The organism is Methylobacterium sp. Leaf85 (assembly GCF_001422125.1).
Lineage (GTDB): Bacteria > Pseudomonadota > Alphaproteobacteria > Rhizobiales > Beijerinckiaceae > Methylobacterium > Methylobacterium bullatum.
Genome location: NZ_LMME01000007.1, coordinates 41,465 through 58,290, shown reverse-complemented (window position 1 = coordinate 58,290; position 16,826 = coordinate 41,465). Strand labels below are relative to the sequence as shown.

Below are 16,826 nucleotides of genomic sequence, written 5' to 3'. Positions count from 1 at the left end.
GTGGGGGTGGCTCCGCCAGCCTCCGCAAGCTGAGGGTCACCCAACCACCCCCACCTCCAACTCCTCCCCACAAGCTCGACGGATCTCGGGCAGGCCCGAGATCCGCTGGGGAGGAGGGCCGCTTCCCTCCGTGTAGGATGGCGGACACCTCCGGGGGCGGTCTCCCGAGGCGCGCACCCACCGGCCCGAGACGATCCGCCATGCCCGACACCCGCTACACGTTCCTCGACACGCCCATCGGCGCGCTGCTTCTCGCGGGAGCGGACGAGCGCCTGCGTTGCATCGGTTTTCCCACCGGCAAGGGCGCGGTGACACCCCGGGCGGACTGGCACCGGGACGACGCGGCCTTCGCCGAGGCCCGGCGGCAATTGAGCGCCTATTTCAAAGGCCAACTCACCCAGTTCGACCTCGACCTCGATCCGCGCGGCACGCCGTTCCAGAGGCAGGTCTGGACCGCGCTCATGGACATCCCGCCAGCTAAGACGATCAGTTACGGCGCGCTGGCCAGGCGGATCGGCCGTCCGAGCGCCAGCCGGGCCGTGGGTGCCGCCAACGGTGCCAACCCCCTGCCCATCGTGGTTCCCTGCCATCGCGTCATCGGCGCGGCGGGCAGCCTCACGGGATTTGCCGGCGGCCTCGATACGAAGAAGTGGCTGCTCGCCCTGGAGCGCGGGGCGACCTCTCGTGTCTCGGCGCAGCTCAGCCTGCTCTGAGCGACTGTTTAAGATGTCCGTCCAAGGCTTGACCTCATCCTGAGGTGCCGCGGAGCGGCCTCGAAGGAGGCCTCCAGAACTAACCGAGCGAACTGGAGGGCTCCTTCGAGGCCTCCGCTACGCTCCGGCACCTCAGGATGAGGAGGTCGGCTCGGATGATCGTGTCTGGCGGGTGATCGACTCTGAGTCCGGCGCGAAGCGGCGCTTTGATCATTCTCCACATCCTCACCGCGACGACAAGCCGGCCTCGCCGCAGACACGCCCTGCGTGTTTCGAATTTCGGCGCATCCCGTTCCTGACGTATCCGCCTGCCCAGCGGCCAGCGACAGGGCCGAGCCGGAGGGATAAATGGCGGGACCGGACAATCGTCTGAGCGGGCTCGGCAAGGACGCGATGCGCCTGCTGCGCCCGATCTGGCCGCTCGTGGCCGCCTCCTCGGCGATCGGCGCCTTAAGCGGTCTCGCCACGGCGACGGTGCTGGCCAAGGTCAACACGGCCATCCATGCGGAAGGCGGTCTGTCCGAGACTTTCATTCCCGTCTTCCTCGGCCTCGTCCTCCTCGGCGTGGGCGGGTCCCTCCTGTCCGGGCTCGGCAGCGCCCTGGCGAGCGGGCGCATCAGCGCCGGCCTCAGCCGCGATCTCGCCGACATGATCCTCACGGCGCCCATCGACCGCATCGAGCAGATCGGCCGCCACAAGGTCCTCGCTTCGCTCAACACCGATGCCGCCACGCTGTCGACGACGGTCTCGATGCTGTCGGGACTGATCATCCATAGCGGCGTCACCGCCGGCTGCCTCGTCTATATGCTCACCCTGTCAGCCCCGCTCTTCGCCATCACCCTGCTGATCTTCGGCCTCGGCAGCTATGTGGAGAACATCCTGCGCCGCCGGGCCATGGTCGGCTACCGCACGCGCCGCGCCCTGGCGGACACGATGCAGAAGCATTTCCAGAGCCTGACCGACGGCAGCAGGGAATTGCGGCTCAACCGGGAGCGCCGGATGCGGCTGAGGGACGGGGCCCTGGCCTCCTCCATCGAGGAGCTCCGCCGCAACGGGTTCAGGACCAACACGCTCGTCGAATTCTCCTACCTGACGAAGAAGCTGGCCCTGTTCGCCACGATCGCGGCCATCGTGACCTACAAGGCGACATTCGGGATCGACAACGCCGTCCTCTCCGGCTTTGTCCTGGTGCTGCTCTATATCGAGCTGCCGGTCACCTACATCCTCGCCATCCTGCCCGAGATCGGCCGGGCGCGGATCGCCTACCAGCGCATCGCCGAATTCTCGGCCGGACGCACCGTCTCGGAGCCGAACCTGCTCGCATCGGTGGAAGCACGGACACCCCATGCGATAAGTGACATCGCGCTTCGCGGCGTCAGTCACGCTTTCCCGGCCGCCGAGGGCAAGCCGGGCTTCGCCCTCGGCCCCATCGACCTCACCGTACGGCGGGGGGAGATCCTGTTCATCGTCGGCGAGAACGGCTCGGGCAAGACCACCCTCATCAAGCTGATCCTCGGCCTGTATCCGCCACAGACCGGCACCCTGTTCCTCGACGGAGCGCCGGTGACGGACGAGACGCGGGACGCCTACCGCCAGCATTTCTCGGCGGTGTTCTTCGACTATTACCTGTTCGACGATCTCGTCCTGCCCGCCGGGGCGGATCCGGCGGCGGCGGATGCCTATCTCAAGACCCTCGATCTCGCCCACAAGGTGACGATCCGGGACGGGGCCTTCTCCACCGTCGATCTCTCGGCCGGGCAGAGGAAGCGCCTCGCCCTGGTCCAGGCCAATCTCGAAGGACGGCCGGTCCTCGTCCTCGACGAGTGGGCGGCGGAGCAGGACCCCACCTTCCGCCGCCTGTTCTACACACGGCTCCTGCCGGACCTGAAGCGTGAGGGCCGGACCCTGATCGTCATCAGCCACGACGACCGCTACTTCGATGCGGCCGACCGGGTGATCCACCTGAACAACGGCGCGATCGTGGAAGCCTCACCGCCGGCCTGAGCGGCGATTCGCCTATTTCGGCAGGGCGTAGATGTTCACGTCGAGCTTCTCGTCCGCCTTGTCGTTCAGGTCGGTGACGTATTCCTCGATGAACCGGTCCTGGACCACCACGTCCTTGGCGTCGAGATAGGCGGTGAGGGTCTCGTAGGTGCCGTCGATCTCGTCGTAGGAGCCCTTGTGCGGGAAGCGCAGGGCCTTGCCGCTGGGGGTCGTGCCGAAGCGCAGGCCGCCGGTCTCGGCGGGCTTCGGGTTCGGCATGGAGGCGATGGGGATCATCGCCTCGAACTGGAAACCGTCATCGTCGGTCTTGGCGAAGACCGCGAGCGGCCGGCCGGCGGGGGTGATCCCGTCCTTGGCGAGCGCCTCCTCGATCTTCGCGAAGGCCGCCTTCAGGGCCGGCACCGCCTCCTCCCAGCTCGCCCGCCCCGCCAGGATCGCGGCGGGTTTGGGCGGCAGGGAGACCTCGTCCACGTCGTTGGCGTCGCCGGGGGTCTCCACCAGGGTCGGGCGCGAGGGGCCCGGCGTGAGTGCCGGCACGGCGGGCAGCGCCTGGGTCGGCACCGGACGGGACGGCGCGTCGGGATTGACCGGATCGGGCGCCGTCGTGGTCGGCAGCGGAGAGGAGGTCGCGGGCGAGGACGGCTGCTGCGCGAGCGCGGAGGAGACGGCCAAAGCGGCGGCGAGGCTGACGAGCGGCAATAGACGATGACGGGTCAAGGCAACGCTCCGGAGATCGCACGCCGCGACGAATCGTACGGCTGAATCGCGAAGCCCTAAAATAGGGAGGAAGCCGCCCTCCTGCGAGGCACCAACCCGCATCGGGCGCAGGAACGTGACGGGCGCGTCCCTTGTGCAACGCTCCCCCGAGCGGACCCCGCGTGCGCGGCCCGGCGCTTTGGCCTATATGCGGTGGCCGCGCATGCGGGATGCCCCGTTCGGACAACGAAACAAAAGACGCTCATGACGAGGCTCGAGAACCGCCGGTTCCTGAAGATGCACGGGGCGGGCAACGCCATCGTGGTGCTGGACCTGCGCGGCACGGAGCTGGTCGTGCGCGCCGAGGAGGCCCGCGCCATCGCCGGCCACCCGCGCTCCGGCTTCGACCAGCTCATGGTCATCCACGATCCGCGCAAGCCCGGCACGGATGCTTATCTGCGGATCTACAATACCGACGGGTCGGAATCCGGCGCCTGCGGCAACGGCACCCGCTGCGTCGCCTACGCCATGCTCGACGACCCGGCCATGGCGCGTCCCGCCGAGAGCGGCCGCCTCACCCTGGAGACCAAGGCCGGGCTCTTCGGCGTGAAGCGCGAGGCGCAGGCCTCCTTCACCGTCGACATGGGCCGCCCCCGCCTGAAGTGGGACGAGATCCCGCTGGCCGAGCCGTTCCCCGACACGCGGCGGATCGAACTGCAGATCGGTCCCATCGACGCGCCCGTCCTGCATTCGCCGGGGGCGGTGAACATGGGCAACCCCCATGCGGTGTTCTTCATCGAAAGCGATCCCGACGGCTACGACCTCGGCCGCTTCGGCCCGATGCTGGAGAACCACCCGATCTTTCCCGAGCGCGCCAACATCTCGCTGGCGCAGGTGACGGGACCGGAGACGATCAAGCTCCGGGTCTGGGAGCGCGGCGCCGGGTTGACGCTGGCCTGTGGCACCGCCGCCTGCGCCACGCTGGTGGCGGCCTCGCGCCTGCGCATGCTCGGCCGCCACGCCACGGTGAGCCTCCCCGGCGGCGACCTCGTCATCGAGTGGCGCGCCGACGACCACGTGCTGATGACCGGCCCCGTGGCCCTCGAATGGGAGGGGTTCCTGTCCCCCGAGCTCTTCGCGCGGGTGGACTGAGTGGCGGTGGAGACCCTGACCTTCGGCTGCCGCCTCAACACGGTGGAATCCGAGGTGATGCGCCGCCACGCCGAGGCGGCGGGGACGGGCGGCGACCTCGTCCTCGTCAACACCTGCGCCGTCACGGCGGAGGCCGGGCGCCAGGCCCGCAAGGCGATCCGCAAGCTCGCCCGCGAGCGGCCGGGGGCCGAGATCGTTGTCACCGGCTGCGGCGCTCAGGTGGAGACGGACGCCTATTCGGCGATGCCGGAAGTGGCGCGGATCGTCGGCAACGACGCCAAGACCAGGGCCGAGACCTGGCTGCCCGCAACGCATGTCAGACCGCGCCTCGCCATCGACGACATCATGGCCGCGCGCGACGCCGCTCCGACGCGGATCGCCTCTGTGGCCGGGCATACCCGCGCCTTCGTTCCGGTCCAGAACGGCTGCGATCATCGCTGCACCTTCTGCATCATCCCCTTCGGCCGGGGGAATTCCCGCTCCGTCACGCTGGCGGACGCGGTCGATCAGGTCCGCCGAATCGTCGACCATGGCGGGCGCGAGGTCGTGCTCACCGGGGTCGACCTCACCGCCTACGGCCGGGATTGTTCGGAGCCGTCGAGCCTCGGCCGATTGGTCCAGGCGATCCTGCGCCACGTGCCGGATCTCGCGCGCCTGCGCCTGTCCTCCATCGATTCCATCGAGGCCGACGCGGCTCTCTGGGAGGCGATTGCCGGCGAGAACCGGCTGATGCCGCATTTCCACCTCTCGCTGCAGGCCGGCGACGACCTGATCCTCAAGCGCATGAAGCGCCGGCACGGCCGCGACGACGCGATCCGGTTCTGCGAGGCCGTGCGCCGTCTTCGCCCGGGCGCCGTCTTCGGGGCCGACCTCATCGCCGGCTTTCCCACCGAGACCGAGGCGCAATTCACCCGCTCCCTCGATCTCGTGGCCGAATGCGGACTGACGCATCTCCACGTGTTTCCCTATTCACCGCGCCCCGACACGCCGGCCGCGCGCATGCCTCCCGTCGCCGGAGACGTGATCCGCGAGCGCGCCGCCCGCCTTCGTGACGCGGGAGCGGCAGCCTTGACGGCGCATCTCGCGGGAGAGGTCGGCCGGACCCACCGCGTGCTCACCGAGCGCGGCGGGATGGGACGCACGGAAGGGTTCACGCCGGTCCGGCTGGCAGCCGACACGCCTCCGGGCGAGCTCCGCGACGTGACGATCGCCGGACATGACGGCCGGGTGCTGATCGCGGCAGAGTGATCCGAGCGCAACGGCTCTACCGGCTTCACACATCCGCACTTGTCGGCAGAGCGCGTCCCTCTCCCCCTTGTGGGGAGAGGTTAGGAGTGGGGGTGGTTCCGCTTGCCTCCGCAAGCTGAGGGTCACCCAACCACCCCCACCTCCAACTCCTCCCCACAAGGGGGAGGAGGGACTCGCGCCTTACTCGTCGGCCTCGTACCCACACATCTCCATCCGCTCCCGCATATGCCCCGGCGCCTCGCCAGTGATGGCCGGCCTTCTGAAGTAGAGCGGCAGGGTCMGGCAGCGCCCGCCTCTCSCCGCGCGCGGGGAGAGGATCGCGGACACCTTGTCGTGTCCGCGATGAGCGAGAGGCGAAGCCGAAGCGAGGGTGTGGGCGCGCGTCCGACAGTGGCTTACCCGGACGCGCCCCCTCACCCTCGGCTGCCGCCTCGCCGCGACGACGACGAGGTCGTCGCGGCCCTCTCCCCGCGCGCGGGGAGAGGTGATGTGCGCCCGCCGTCCAGCCAGTCCATTTCGCGGGTCATGTCACGGCGCCAGCGCCTCCTCGCCGCGCGCGGGGAGAGGATCGCGGACACCTTGTCGTGTCCGCGATGAGCGAGAGGCGAAGCCGAAGCGAGGGTGAGGGGGCGCATCCGATAGGGGCTCACCCGGACGCCCCCTCACCTTCGGCTGCCGCCTCGCCGCGACGACGACGAGGTCGTCGCGGCCCTCTCCCCGCGTGCGGGGAGAGGGGATGTGCTCCTCTAGCTCAGCCGATCCTTGCGCGCGTCATGCGCCGACCCGATACCCGCACATCTCCATCCGCTCCCGCATGTGCCCCGGCGCAGGCGCCTCGACCACGATCGGCGGCTTCTTGGGGTAGAGCGGCAGGGTCAGCGCGCGGGCGTGGAGCTGGAGCCCCGGCCCGCCCGAGCGAGGGGCGGTGCCGTAGATCGTGTCCCCGAGGATGGGCCAGCCCATGGCGGCGCAATGGACGCGCAGCTGATGCGTGCGGCCGGTGACCGGGCTGAGGGCGAGCCAGGCGAGGCTCCGGTCCGGCGAGCGGCCGAGAACGCGCCATGTGGTCAGCGACGGGTCACCGGCGGGGTCCGTCTTCATCCACCACGAGCGCGGGTCGTCCGAGCGGCGGGCGAGGGGGAGGTCGATGCGGCCCTCGTCTTCCGAGGGATCGCCCTCCACGATGGCCCAGTAGGTCTTCCCCACCGTGCCGCTCGCGGAAAACAGCTTGTTCAGGCGGGCCAGGGCCTTGGCGTGACGGCCGAGAGCCAGGCAGCCGGACGTGTCGCGGTCGAGCCGATGGGCCGCCTCGGGACGGCGCGGCAGGCCGAAGCGCAGGGCATCGAGGTGGTCGGTCAGGGTCTCGCCGCCCTTGGGGCCGGGATGGACGGGCAAGCCAGCCGGCTTGTCGATGACGAGGACAAGGGCATCGCGGTAGAGGAGGCGCGCGCCTATGTCTGTTATGCGGTGTTCCACTGGGGCATCGGCTGACGGCATCGCCCTGCGCTACTCATGCGGGGTCGAGGGAGCAAGTGGGAATGAGCGAAGACAAGAGGCCGGGCTGGTTGCTGCGGCGGATGTTCGGGAAGAAGGAGGAGGCCTGGCCGCCCGAGCCGGTGCCGGTCCAGCCGCCCGATCCCAAATCCGAGTCCAAGTCCGAGCCCAAGCCCGAGCCGAAACCCGAAACGCCGATCGAGCCGGCTTCACCTCCCATCGCGTCCCCCGCCTCGGCATCGGAAGGCCAGCCCGACTTCGCCACGGGTGCGGACGACATCTCGGCGATCCCGCTGCCCCCCAGCGAGCCCGCGCCCGCCGACCCGGACAAGAACACGATCCCCGACGAGATCGAGGGGGCGGACCTGCAGCCCATCGCGGGCGCCGACGAGCGCCCGCCGGCAGGCACCGCGGGAGACGATCCCGCGCGCGGAGCGGAGAAGGCCGACACCACGACGGTCGCCTTCGCACCAAAGCCCGCCCCCACGCCCGAGCCGGTCTCCGAAGCCGAACCGGCCTCCGAGAAGCGCGGCTGGTGGAGCCGCCTCACCGGGGGCATGAAGCGCACCTCGTCGGCTTTGTCCGAGCGGGTGACCGGCCTCTTCACCAAGCGCAAGCTCGACGCGGACACGCTGGAGGAGCTGGAGGACGCCCTGATCCAGGCCGATTTCGGCATCGACACCGCCATGCGGATCTCGGAGGCCGTGGGCAAGGGCCGCTACGAGAAGGGCATCTCCCCCGACGACGTCCGGGCCATCCTGGCGGCCGAGGTGGAGCGGGCGCTGACACCCGTCGCCATTCCCCTCAGCATCGACACGACGAAGAAGCCGTTCGTGATCCTGATGATCGGCGTCAACGGGGCGGGCAAGACCACCACCATCGGCAAGCTCGCCCTGAAGCTGAAGGGGGAGGGGCACAGCCTGATGCTCGCGGCGGGCGACACGTTCCGCGCCGCGGCCATCGAGCAGCTCAAGGTCTGGGGTACGCGCACCGGGGTTCCGGTGGTGGCGGGCGCGCAAGGAGCGGATGCCGCCGGCCTCGCCTTCGAGGCCTTCCAGCGGGCCAGGACCGAGGGCACCGACGTGCTCCTGATCGACACCGCCGGCCGGCTCCAGAACAAGACGGGGTTGATGGCGGAGCTCGAGAAGATCCTGCGCGTCATCCGCAAGATCGACGCCGAGGCCCCCCATGCCGTCCTCCTCGTCCTTGATGCCACTGTGGGCCAGAACGCGCTGAGCCAGGTCGAGCTGTTCTCGAAGGCGGCCAACGTCACCGGCCTCGTCATGACCAAGCTCGACGGCACCGCGCGGGGCGGCATCCTCGTGGCGCTGGCCGCGAAGTTCGGCCTGCCGGTGCATTTCATCGGCGTCGGAGAAGGCGTCGAGGATCTCGAACCCTTCGCCGCGCGGGATTTCGCACGGGCCATCGCGGGGTTGGACAAGGACTAGATTCATGGACGGGCGCTCCGGCGACCTGCGCGAAAAGGGCTCGCGCTAGGAAAGCCGGGGCGACTGTCCTACATCCGGCGTCCCGCCCGGCGCCGCTCTGCGTCCGGGCGTGCCGAACCACGAGCCGCTCACGATCATGACCCTGCCCATCGAATCCGTGCCGCCGCGCCGCCATCTCGATCCGGTGCCGAAGCTCGCCCTGGAAATGGGGCCGCTGGTGCTGTTCTTCCTGCTGAACTCGTTCGGCACGCGGTTCGGCCTGAGCGAGGACAGCAGCACCTTCCTGGCCATCGGGGTGTTCGTGGTGGCGACGGCGGTGGCCTTGGCCATCCATTTCGCGCTGCTGCGACGGCTGCCGATCATGCCGCTGGTCTCCGGCATCGTCGTGCTGGTCTTCGGCGGCATGGCGCTGGCGCTGCACGACAAGACGTTCTTCGTGATCAAGCCGACGATCGTGAACGCCCTGTTCGGCGCCATCCTCCTCGGCGGCTTGCTGTTCGGGAAGTCCCTGCTGTCGGTGGTGCTCGACTCGGTCTTCGACCTGACGGAGGAGGGCTGGCGCAAGCTCACCTTCCGCTGGGGCTTGTTCTTCCTGGCCCTGGCCGCCATCAACGAGGTGGTCTGGCGGACGCAGACCTACGCCTTCTGGGCCAATTTCAAGGTGGTCGGCATCATGCCCCTGACCATCCTGTTCGCCCTGTCGCAGACCCCGCTCCTCATGCGCTACGACCGCAAGGCCGAGGCGAAGCCCGACGTCTAGTCAGGCGCGTCGGCGAATCAGGGCTTCGCGGCCGTCATCGTCTCCGCCGCCCGGATCTTCTGCAGCACAGCGGCATAGTTCTCCGCCGTGACGATCCCCACGAGCTTGTCGCGGATCACGCCGTCGGGCCCGATGATGAAGGTCTCCGGCACGCCGTAGACGCCGAAATCGATGCCGGTGCGGCCGGTGGAATCCATGCCCACCGCCCGGAACGGAACGCCGCTGCGCGACAGGAAACGCCGGCCATTCTCGGGCGCGTCCTTGTAGTCGATGCCGACGAGGTTCACGCCCGGCTCGCGCGCCAGCCGCATCAGTTGCGGATGCTCGATCTGGCACGGGGCGCACCACGACGCCCAGAAATTGACCACCGTCACGCGGCCCTTGAGGTCGGCGCTGGACAGGCCGGGAATGGCCTGGCCTTCGCCGCCGACGAGGTTAGGCAATGGTCCCAGGGCGAAGGCCGGCACCGGCCGCCCGATCAGCGCCGAGGGGATCGCGGCCGGGTCGGCGCCGGACCGAAGGCGGATGAAGAACACCAGGGCCAGCGCCGCGAAGATCACCAGCGGCGCGATGACGAGGAGCGACCGGCGCACCGGTGCCGACGAGGATGCGGCGCTCACGCCCGCTCTCCCGCATCGCCCTGGAGGGCCGCGAGCGCCTGTTTCTGCGCCCGGTGATCGCTGAGCGAGCGCCAGATCAGGGCGCCGATGACGAGGGCGGTGAAGGCGTAGGCGCCGAGGATGAAGCCGGCATGCGGCCCGAGGGAAGCCATCGGTCAGACTCCCCGGATCGCCTGGCCGAGGGGCCGGGCCGGACGGGGATCGGCATCGAGACGCTCGGCCTCGCGGATGGTGAGCGCCCGGACCCGGCGGCGCAGGATCTCCGTGCGCATGGCGTAGAGATGCAGCGTGATCCCCAGCAGGGTGAAGGCGAGGATCATCTCGAGCAGGGGGTAGAGCATCGAGGGATCGATGCTGGAGCCGCCCATCCGCATGATCGAGGCCGGCTGATGCAGCGTCGACCACCAGTTCACCGAGAACTTGATGATCGGCAGATTCACGGCCCCCACCAGGGTCAGGATCGCGATGGCGCGCGCCGCCCGGTTCGGATCCTCGATGGTGCGCCACAGGGCGATGATGCCGCAATAGATCAGGAACAGGATCAGCATCGAGGTCAGCCGCGCGTCCCAGACCCAGTAGGTGCCCCACATCGGCTTGCCCCAGAGCGAGCCGGTGACGAGGCAGATCAGGGTGAAGGCCGCCCCGATCGGCGCGGCGGCGCGCTGCGCCACGTCCGCGAGGGGGTGGCGCCAGACCAGGGTGCCGATGGCGGAGAGCGCCATCGACCCGTAGAAGAACACGCCGAGCCAGGCCGCCGGCACGTGGATGTACATGATCCGCACGGTCTCGCCCTGCTGGTAGTCGGGCGGGACCACGAACCAGGTGAGATACAGGCCGATTGCGAGCAGCACGGCCGACAGCCCCGCGAGCCAGGGCATCACGGGGCCGGTCCAGCGCAGGAAGTGACCGGGATGGGCAAGACGTGTCCACATGGTCCGTGGACCTAGCCCAAGGTGCGGTGCAGCATCAATGCGGGCGTTACGCGCAGTCCAGCCGCGTCGATCATTTCTTCGCGCACGTCCTCACGTCTTTACCGTCCGGCCGGCCTCGATCTCGGCTATTCCGATGCCGCCCATTTCACCCGCGCGTTCCGTGGCTGGACCGGCCCGCCGCCGACGGAATGGCGGCGACTGGCGGCGAGCCTGGAAACAGGGCCGCCGATGGGGCGTTGACGCCGCGCCATGCTCGACAAAGCCCTCTACTACGCCCTGACCTTCGCGGAATCGGTCCTGTCCGTGGTCGGCATCCGTGCCACCTACGAGCAGCCGCGCTACGAGGTGGTCGAGCAACTGCCCCGCAACGTCGAAATCCGCCGCTACGAACCGCGTGTCGCGGTCGAGACCGACATGGCGGGACCGGGCGATAAGGAAGCGTTTCGGCGGCTGTTCCGGTACATCACCGGCGCCAATGATGGAGGCGACCGCATCGCGATGACGGTGCCGGTGGAACAGGGCACCCTGATTGCCATGACCGTGCCGGTGGAGCAGGGCGGCGATCTGCGCGTCATGCGCTTCTTCCTGCCCGCCGCCATCGCGAAGGCAGGTCCGCCGGTTCCCACCGATCCGAAGGTCCGCATCGCCCGGCTGCCCGCCGCGACCTACGCGGCGCTCCGCTTCTCCGGCACTCTCGACGCCAGGGCGCGCGAACAACGCGAGGCGGTTCTCCGGCAGGTCCTGGCGAAGATGGCCCGCGAGACGACGGGTCCGTCGAGCGTGCTGAGCTACGATCCGCCCTTCGCGATCCCTTTCCTGCGGCGCAACGAAATCATCGTCCCCGTCGCCGAGGGGCGTTGATCATTCCGACCAGCGCAGGGCCGCGGCCGCCGCGAAGGTCCCGATCACCGCCGCGATCAGGCTGAGGGCCGACAGGATCAGCAGGGGCGTCGTGAAGGGCACCGTGCCGCCGGAGGCCGCCTCGGTCGCCGAGACGCCGAAGATCAGCGTCGGGATCATCAGCGGCAACACCAAGACGGCGAGGATCAGGCCGCCCCGGCGGATCGATGCGGTGAGCGCCGCACCGACCGCGCCGATGAAGGTCAGGGCCGGCGTGCCCACCAGCAGGGTGAGGGCGGTGGCGCCCATGGCGGTGCCGTCGAGGGCGACGAGCAGCCCGAAGAGCGGCGAGGCCAGTGCCAGCGGCAGGCCGGTGGTGAGCCAATGGGCGATCACCTTGGCGAGCACCACCATCTCCATAGGCGCGGGAGCACCGGTCATCAGGTCGAGGGAGCCGTCCTCCTCGTCGGCCTGGAACAGGCGGTCGAGGCCGATCAGGGTGGCGAGCACCGCCGCGAGCCAGAGGATGGCCGGACCGATCCGCGAGAGCAGGTTGAGGTCGGGTCCGAGCGCGAAGGGCACCAGGGCGACGATCATCAGGAAGAACACCAGCGACAGGGCGCCAGAGCCGCCGACACGGGCCGCGAGCTGCAGGTCGCGGGCGATGAGGGCGCGCATCACGCCGATCACCACCACACCTCCGAATCGGCCGCATTCGCGCCGGCCGAGGCGGGTGCGGGTTTCAACGCCTCGTCGATGCGCAATTCGCGGGCATCCTCCAGGCCGAGGGACTGGTGGGTGGCCGCCACGATGAGGCCGCCCTCGGCCCGGTGGCGCGCCATCAATCCGGCGAGCACGGCCTGAGAGGCGGCGTCGAGGGCCGCGGTCGGCTCGTCGAGCAGCCAGAGCGGACGCCGGCAGACGAGAAGCCGGGCGAGGGCGACGCGGCGGCGCTGGCCGGCGGAGAGGTAGGCCACCGGCAGCCGCAGGGCATGGCCGAGGCCGAGTTCGTTCAGCGCTTCGGCCGGGCTCGCGGTGGGCGCGCCGAGGAGGTCGCGGGCGAAGGTGAGGTTCTCCTCCGCCGTCAGCGGGCTCTTCAGCCCATCGCGATGGCCGACCACGTGGAGACATTCGGCCAGCGTCGCCTCGCCCACATCGGCGACCGCGATGGTGCCGGCATCCGGCTTCAACCGGCCGGCGAGCAGGCTGAGCAGGGTGGATTTTCCCGCGCCGTTGCGCCCCGTCACCATCAAGGCCTCGCCGGGACCGAGCGCGAAGGACAGTCCCGAGAAGATGCGGCGGCCGGAGCGGCGGGCGGCGAGGTTCGTGGCGGTCAGCCGCACGGATAAGTCCATCCGTCGGCAGGGCCTTGGTTCAGGCCCCCGTCGTGAGACGAGTTGGGTCTTTTCACCATGCCCCTACCGATAGACCTCGCGACGATTGCCAATCCTGACCACGAGGATGCGGACGGCACTGTCTTCGATCGACGCGAACACGCGATAATCGCCGACCCGATACTTCCAGAATTCGCCGAGTTTTGAGCCCTTCAGGGCTTCGCCGATCATTCGAGGGTCGTCCAGAGACGAGACTCTGTGGCGCAGGAAGGTCAGAATACGCTTGGCTGCACTATCATCGAGCTTGGCGAGATCCTTTTCTGCAGTCCGCGTGAAATCAATGGTCCACGCCATAACGCGCCATCAGGTCGGACAGCGGGATCGTTTCGCTCTCGCCACGACGATGCTCTTCGAGGCGTCGCTCGGCCAATTCGAGATCCTCGAGGTTCTCGAGATGATCCAAGATCGCATCGCTCGCATGGTCGTGTGCGCTGCGGCCAGTACGGCGGGCGAGTGCCTCCAGGCGCTCCTCTATATCCGGGGGTAGGCGAAGGGCGATCATGGCGGTCTCCGGCTCTTCGATCTGCTTAACCCGCATGTGCCCCAACGTCCACGTTCTCCCCGACACTCCCGCGCTCGTGTCACGGCAGGGCGTAGCGGCCAGTTTCGAAGTGTTCTATACGGGGCCCAGGCTGCGCCGCGCGAGTCCCGAGCGTCCAAATCGCTCGTCGCGCAACATCCTGTCCGGGCACCCCCGGAGCGGCGCGCGCTTTTTTTTAGAAGCGCTCCAGCCGAACACGACTTCGTGGCGCGGGTCATGCCTGCGCGTGTTCGACAACCGCTCGTGAGGAAGAAACAAGCCGTGGCATCACTCGACAGCTTTCACTCCCGCCAGACCCTCACCGTCGGCGACAAATCCTACACCTACTACTCCATCCCCCATGCCGAGCAGGCCGGCCTCGCCGATGCGACGGCGCTGCCCTTCTCGATGAAGGTCATCCTCGAGAACCTCCTGCGGTTCGAGGACGACCGCTCGGTGAAGAAGGACGACATCTCCGCCACCGTCGCGTGGCTCGGCAATCTCGGCAAGGTCGAGACCGAGATCGCCTTCCGTCCCTCGCGCGTGCTGATGCAGGATTTCACCGGCGTGCCCGCCGTGGTGGATCTCGCGGCCATGCGCGACGCCATGGTGGCGCTGGGCGGCGACCCCCAGAAGATCAACCCGCTGGTCCCGGTCGACCTCGTCATCGACCACTCGGTCATTGTCGATGAGTTCGGCACCCCGAAGGCCCTGGCCGACAACGTGGCGCTGGAATACGAGCGCAACGGCGAGCGCTACACCTTCCTGAAATGGGGCCAGTCGGCCTTCGACAACTTCTCCGTCGTGCCCCCCGGCACCGGCATCTGCCATCAGGTCAACCTCGAGTTCCTGTCGCAGACGGTGTGGACCAAGACCGAAGACGGCACCGAGCTCGCCTATCCCGACAGCCTCGTCGGCACCGATTCGCACACCACCATGGTCAACGGTCTGGCCGTGCTCGGCTGGGGCGTGGGTGGCATCGAGGCCGAGGCTGCCATGCTCGGTCAGCCGCTCTCCATGCTGATCCCGGAAGTCGTCGGCTTCAAACTGTCGGGCAAGCTGCCCGAGGGCACCACCGCCACCGATCTCGTGCTCACCGTGACGCAGATGCTGCGCAAGAAGGGCGTGGTCGGCAAGTTCGTGGAATTCTACGGCCCCGGCCTCGACGACATGGCGGTGGCCGACCGCGCCACGATCTCCAACATGGCCCCCGAATACGGCGCCACCTGCGGCTTCTTCCCCATCGACCAGAAGACCATCGACTTCCTCAAGGTGACCGGCCGCGCCGACGACCGGATCGCGCTGGTGGAGGCCTATGCCAAGGCCCAGGGCATGTGGCGCGACGCGCAGACCCCGGACCCCGTCTTCACCGATTCCCTCGCCCTCGACATGGGTGACGTGCGCCCGTCGCTGGCCGGCCCCAAGCGACCGCAGGACCGGGTGCTGCTGGATGGCGCCAAGCCGGGCTTCGCCCAGTCCATGGAGACCGAGTTCAAGAAGGCCGCCGACATCGCCAAGCGCTACCCCGTCGAGGGGGCGAATTACGACATCGGCCACGGTGACGTGGTGATCGCGGCGATCACGAGCTGCACCAACACCTCGAACCCGAGCGTCATGATCGGCGCGGGGCTGCTCGCCCGCAACGCCGTCGCCAAGGGCCTGCGTTCAAAGCCCTGGGTGAAGACCTCCCTGGCGCCGGGCTCGCAGGTGGTCGCCGAGTATCTGGAGAGCGCGGGCCTGCAGGCTCCCCTCGACGCCCTCGGCTTCAACCTCGTCGGCTTCGGCTGCACCACCTGCATCGGCAATTCCGGCCCGCTGCCGGCGCCGATCTCGAAGGCGATCAACGACAACGACGTGGTCGCGGCGGCCGTGCTCTCCGGCAACCGCAATTTCGAAGGCCGCGTGAACCCCGACGTGCGCGCCAACTACCTGGCCTCGCCGCCGCTGGTCGTCGCCTACGCGCTCGCCGGCTCGATGCAGATCGACATCACCACCGAGCCGCTGGGCATCGGCTCAGACGGTCAGCCGGTCTATCTCGCCGACATCTGGCCCTCCACGGCGGAGGTCGCCGAGTTCATCGAGGCCAACATCACCTCGACCCTGTTCAAGTCGCGCTACGCCGACGTGTTCAGCGGCGACCATTACTGGAAGGCCGTTGAGGTCACCGAGGCCGAGACCTTCAAGTGGGATTCGACCTCCACCTACGTGCAGAACCCGCCCTATTTCGAGGGCATGACCAAGACGCCAGCGCCGATCACCGACATCGTCGAGGCCCGCATCCTCGGCCTGTTCCAGGATTCCATCACCACCGACCACATCTCCCCGGCGGGCAACATCCGGGCGGCCTCGCCGGCCGGCACCTACCTGCAGGAGCATCAGGTCCGGGTGCAGGACTTCAACCAGTACGGCACCCGCCGCGGCAACCATCAGGTCATGATGCGCGGCACCTTCGCCAACATCCGCATCAAGAACCAGATGGTCCGGGACGAGAACGGCAACGTGGTCGAGGGCGGCTGGACCCTGTTCCAGCCCTCGGGCGAGCGGATGTACATCTACGACGCCGCCCAGAAATACGCCGAATCGGGCACGCCGCTCGTGGTCTTCGCCGGCAAGGAATACGGCACCGGCTCGTCGCGCGATTGGGCGGCCAAGGGCACCAAGCTCCTCGGCGTCCGCGCCGTCGTGGCGGAGAGCTTCGAGCGCATCCACCGCTCGAACCTCGTGGGCATGGGCATCGTGCCGCTGGTGTTCCAGGGCGAGACGTCCTGGGCATCGCTCGGCCTCAAGGGTGACGAGACCGTCAGCCTTCTCGGCCTCTCGGGCGACATCAAGCCGCGCCAGACCATGATCGCCGAGATCACCTCCGCCGACGGCACCAAGACAGAGGTGCCGCTCACCTGCCGGATCGATACGCTCGACGAGCTGGAATATTTCCGCAACGGCGGGATTCTTCCCTACGTCCTGCGCTCCCTGGCAGCGTAAGCCTACGATGCGAGGAAGGCCCT

17 protein-coding genes are annotated in these 16,826 nt (G+C 68.8%); 8 read left to right on the top strand and 9 right to left on the bottom strand.

All coding sequences use genetic code 11. The annotated features are described in order from the left end of the window. The first annotated feature begins 200 nt into the window (after positions 1-200). Both ASF08_RS06820 and ASF08_RS06815 read left to right on the top strand, forming a co-directional pair. On the top strand, positions 201-713 hold the full coding sequence (locus ASF08_RS06820) for a methylated-DNA--[protein]-cysteine S-methyltransferase (protein WP_056142998.1): 513 nt from the start codon (positions 201-203) through the stop codon (positions 711-713). Between the two features lie 348 nt (positions 714-1,061). After that, positions 1,062-2,717, top strand: coding sequence for a cyclic peptide export ABC transporter (locus ASF08_RS06815; protein WP_056142996.1), 1,656 nt, complete (start codon positions 1,062-1,064; stop codon positions 2,715-2,717). 12 nt (positions 2,718-2,729) lie between these two features. Here the strand turns inward: ASF08_RS06815 and ASF08_RS06810 are convergent, their stop codons facing one another. Beyond that, on the bottom strand, positions 2,730-3,434 hold the full coding sequence (locus ASF08_RS06810) for a GyrI-like domain-containing protein (protein ID WP_056142993.1): 705 nt from the start codon (positions 3,432-3,434) through the stop codon (positions 2,730-2,732). Positions 3,435-3,677: 243 nt separating this feature from the next. Between ASF08_RS06810 and dapF the strand changes: the two genes are divergently transcribed. Together dapF and mtaB are read left to right on the top strand one after the other, a co-directional pair. Then, positions 3,678-4,565: a diaminopimelate epimerase gene (dapF, locus tag ASF08_RS06805; RefSeq protein ID WP_056142989.1), complete on the top strand. Its 888-nt coding sequence runs from the start codon at positions 3,678-3,680 to the stop codon at positions 4,563-4,565. Further along, positions 4,566-5,813, top strand: coding sequence for a tRNA (N(6)-L-threonylcarbamoyladenosine(37)-C(2))-methylthiotransferase MtaB (gene mtaB / locus ASF08_RS06800; RefSeq protein WP_056142988.1), 1,248 nt, complete (start codon positions 4,566-4,568; stop codon positions 5,811-5,813). Positions 5,814-6,584: 771 nt separating this feature from the next. Here the strand turns inward: mtaB and ASF08_RS06795 are convergent. Then, positions 6,585-7,289 carry an RluA family pseudouridine synthase gene (locus ASF08_RS06795; protein WP_244474472.1) on the bottom strand — a complete coding sequence of 235 codons (705 nt, stop codon included), beginning with the start codon at positions 7,287-7,289 and terminating at the stop codon, positions 6,585-6,587. 62 nt (positions 7,290-7,351) lie between these two features. Here ASF08_RS06795 and ftsY point away from each other — a divergent pair, with 62 nt between their 5' ends. Further along, positions 7,352-8,755 (top strand): signal recognition particle-docking protein FtsY, encoded by a 1,404-nt coding sequence (gene ftsY, locus ASF08_RS06790; protein WP_056142981.1) that lies wholly within the window; start codon positions 7,352-7,354, stop codon positions 8,753-8,755. A 142-nt stretch (positions 8,756-8,897) separates the two neighbouring features. Next, positions 8,898-9,515, top strand: coding sequence for a septation protein A (locus tag ASF08_RS06785; protein WP_056143102.1), 618 nt, complete (start codon positions 8,898-8,900; stop codon positions 9,513-9,515). 17 nt (positions 9,516-9,532) lie between these two features. On the opposite strand, the gene ASF08_RS06780 is transcribed toward ASF08_RS06785, so the two are convergent. Genes ASF08_RS06780 through ASF08_RS06770 form a run of 3 tightly spaced genes read right to left on the bottom strand, consistent with a single transcriptional unit; the run spans position 9,533 to position 11,067 of the window. Continuing rightward, positions 9,533-10,135 carry a DsbE family thiol:disulfide interchange protein gene (locus tag ASF08_RS06780; RefSeq protein WP_018044169.1) on the bottom strand — a complete coding sequence of 201 codons (603 nt, stop codon included), beginning with the start codon at positions 10,133-10,135 and terminating at the stop codon, positions 9,533-9,535. Further along, positions 10,132-10,287 carry a heme exporter protein CcmD gene (ccmD, locus tag ASF08_RS06775; protein ID WP_056142979.1) on the bottom strand — a complete coding sequence of 52 codons (156 nt, stop codon included), beginning with the start codon at positions 10,285-10,287 and terminating at the stop codon, positions 10,132-10,134. Before ccmD ends, ASF08_RS06780 begins: the two co-directional genes overlap by 4 nt. A 3-nt stretch (positions 10,288-10,290) precedes the next feature. After that, positions 10,291-11,067 carry a heme ABC transporter permease gene (locus ASF08_RS06770; RefSeq protein ID WP_018044167.1) on the bottom strand — a complete coding sequence of 259 codons (777 nt, stop codon included), beginning with the start codon at positions 11,065-11,067 and terminating at the stop codon, positions 10,291-10,293. A gap of 249 nt (positions 11,068-11,316) precedes the next feature. Here ASF08_RS06770 and ASF08_RS06765 point away from each other — a divergent pair, with 249 nt between their 5' ends. After that, positions 11,317-11,928, top strand: coding sequence for an SOUL family heme-binding protein (locus ASF08_RS06765; protein ID WP_056142977.1), 612 nt, complete (start codon positions 11,317-11,319; stop codon positions 11,926-11,928). On the opposite strand, the gene ccmB is transcribed toward ASF08_RS06765, so the two are convergent. From ccmB to relB, 4 genes are all read right to left on the bottom strand, one after another. After that, the gene (ccmB, locus tag ASF08_RS06760; protein WP_043764704.1) at positions 11,929-12,585 is read right to left on the bottom strand and encodes a heme exporter protein CcmB; all 657 of its coding nucleotides are present in this window, start codon (positions 12,583-12,585) and stop codon (positions 11,929-11,931) included. It lies immediately after the preceding gene. 8 nt (positions 12,586-12,593) lie between these two features. After that, positions 12,594-13,250 (bottom strand): heme ABC exporter ATP-binding protein CcmA, encoded by a 657-nt coding sequence (gene ccmA / locus ASF08_RS06755; protein ID WP_056143100.1) that lies wholly within the window; start codon positions 13,248-13,250, stop codon positions 12,594-12,596. A gap of 75 nt (positions 13,251-13,325) precedes the next feature. After that, positions 13,326-13,595, bottom strand: coding sequence for a type II toxin-antitoxin system RelE family toxin (locus ASF08_RS06750; protein WP_056142975.1), 270 nt, complete (start codon positions 13,593-13,595; stop codon positions 13,326-13,328). Further along, the gene (gene relB / locus ASF08_RS23840; protein ID WP_081612742.1) at positions 13,579-13,803 is read right to left on the bottom strand and encodes a type II toxin-antitoxin system RelB family antitoxin; all 225 of its coding nucleotides are present in this window, start codon (positions 13,801-13,803) and stop codon (positions 13,579-13,581) included. Before relB ends, ASF08_RS06750 begins: the two co-directional genes overlap by 17 nt. 300 nt (positions 13,804-14,103) lie before the next feature. Between relB and acnA the strand changes: the two genes are divergently transcribed. Continuing rightward, positions 14,104-16,803: an aconitate hydratase AcnA gene (acnA, locus tag ASF08_RS06745; protein ID WP_056142973.1), complete on the top strand. Its 2,700-nt coding sequence runs from the start codon at positions 14,104-14,106 to the stop codon at positions 16,801-16,803. The last annotated feature ends 23 nt before the right edge of the window (positions 16,804-16,826 follow it).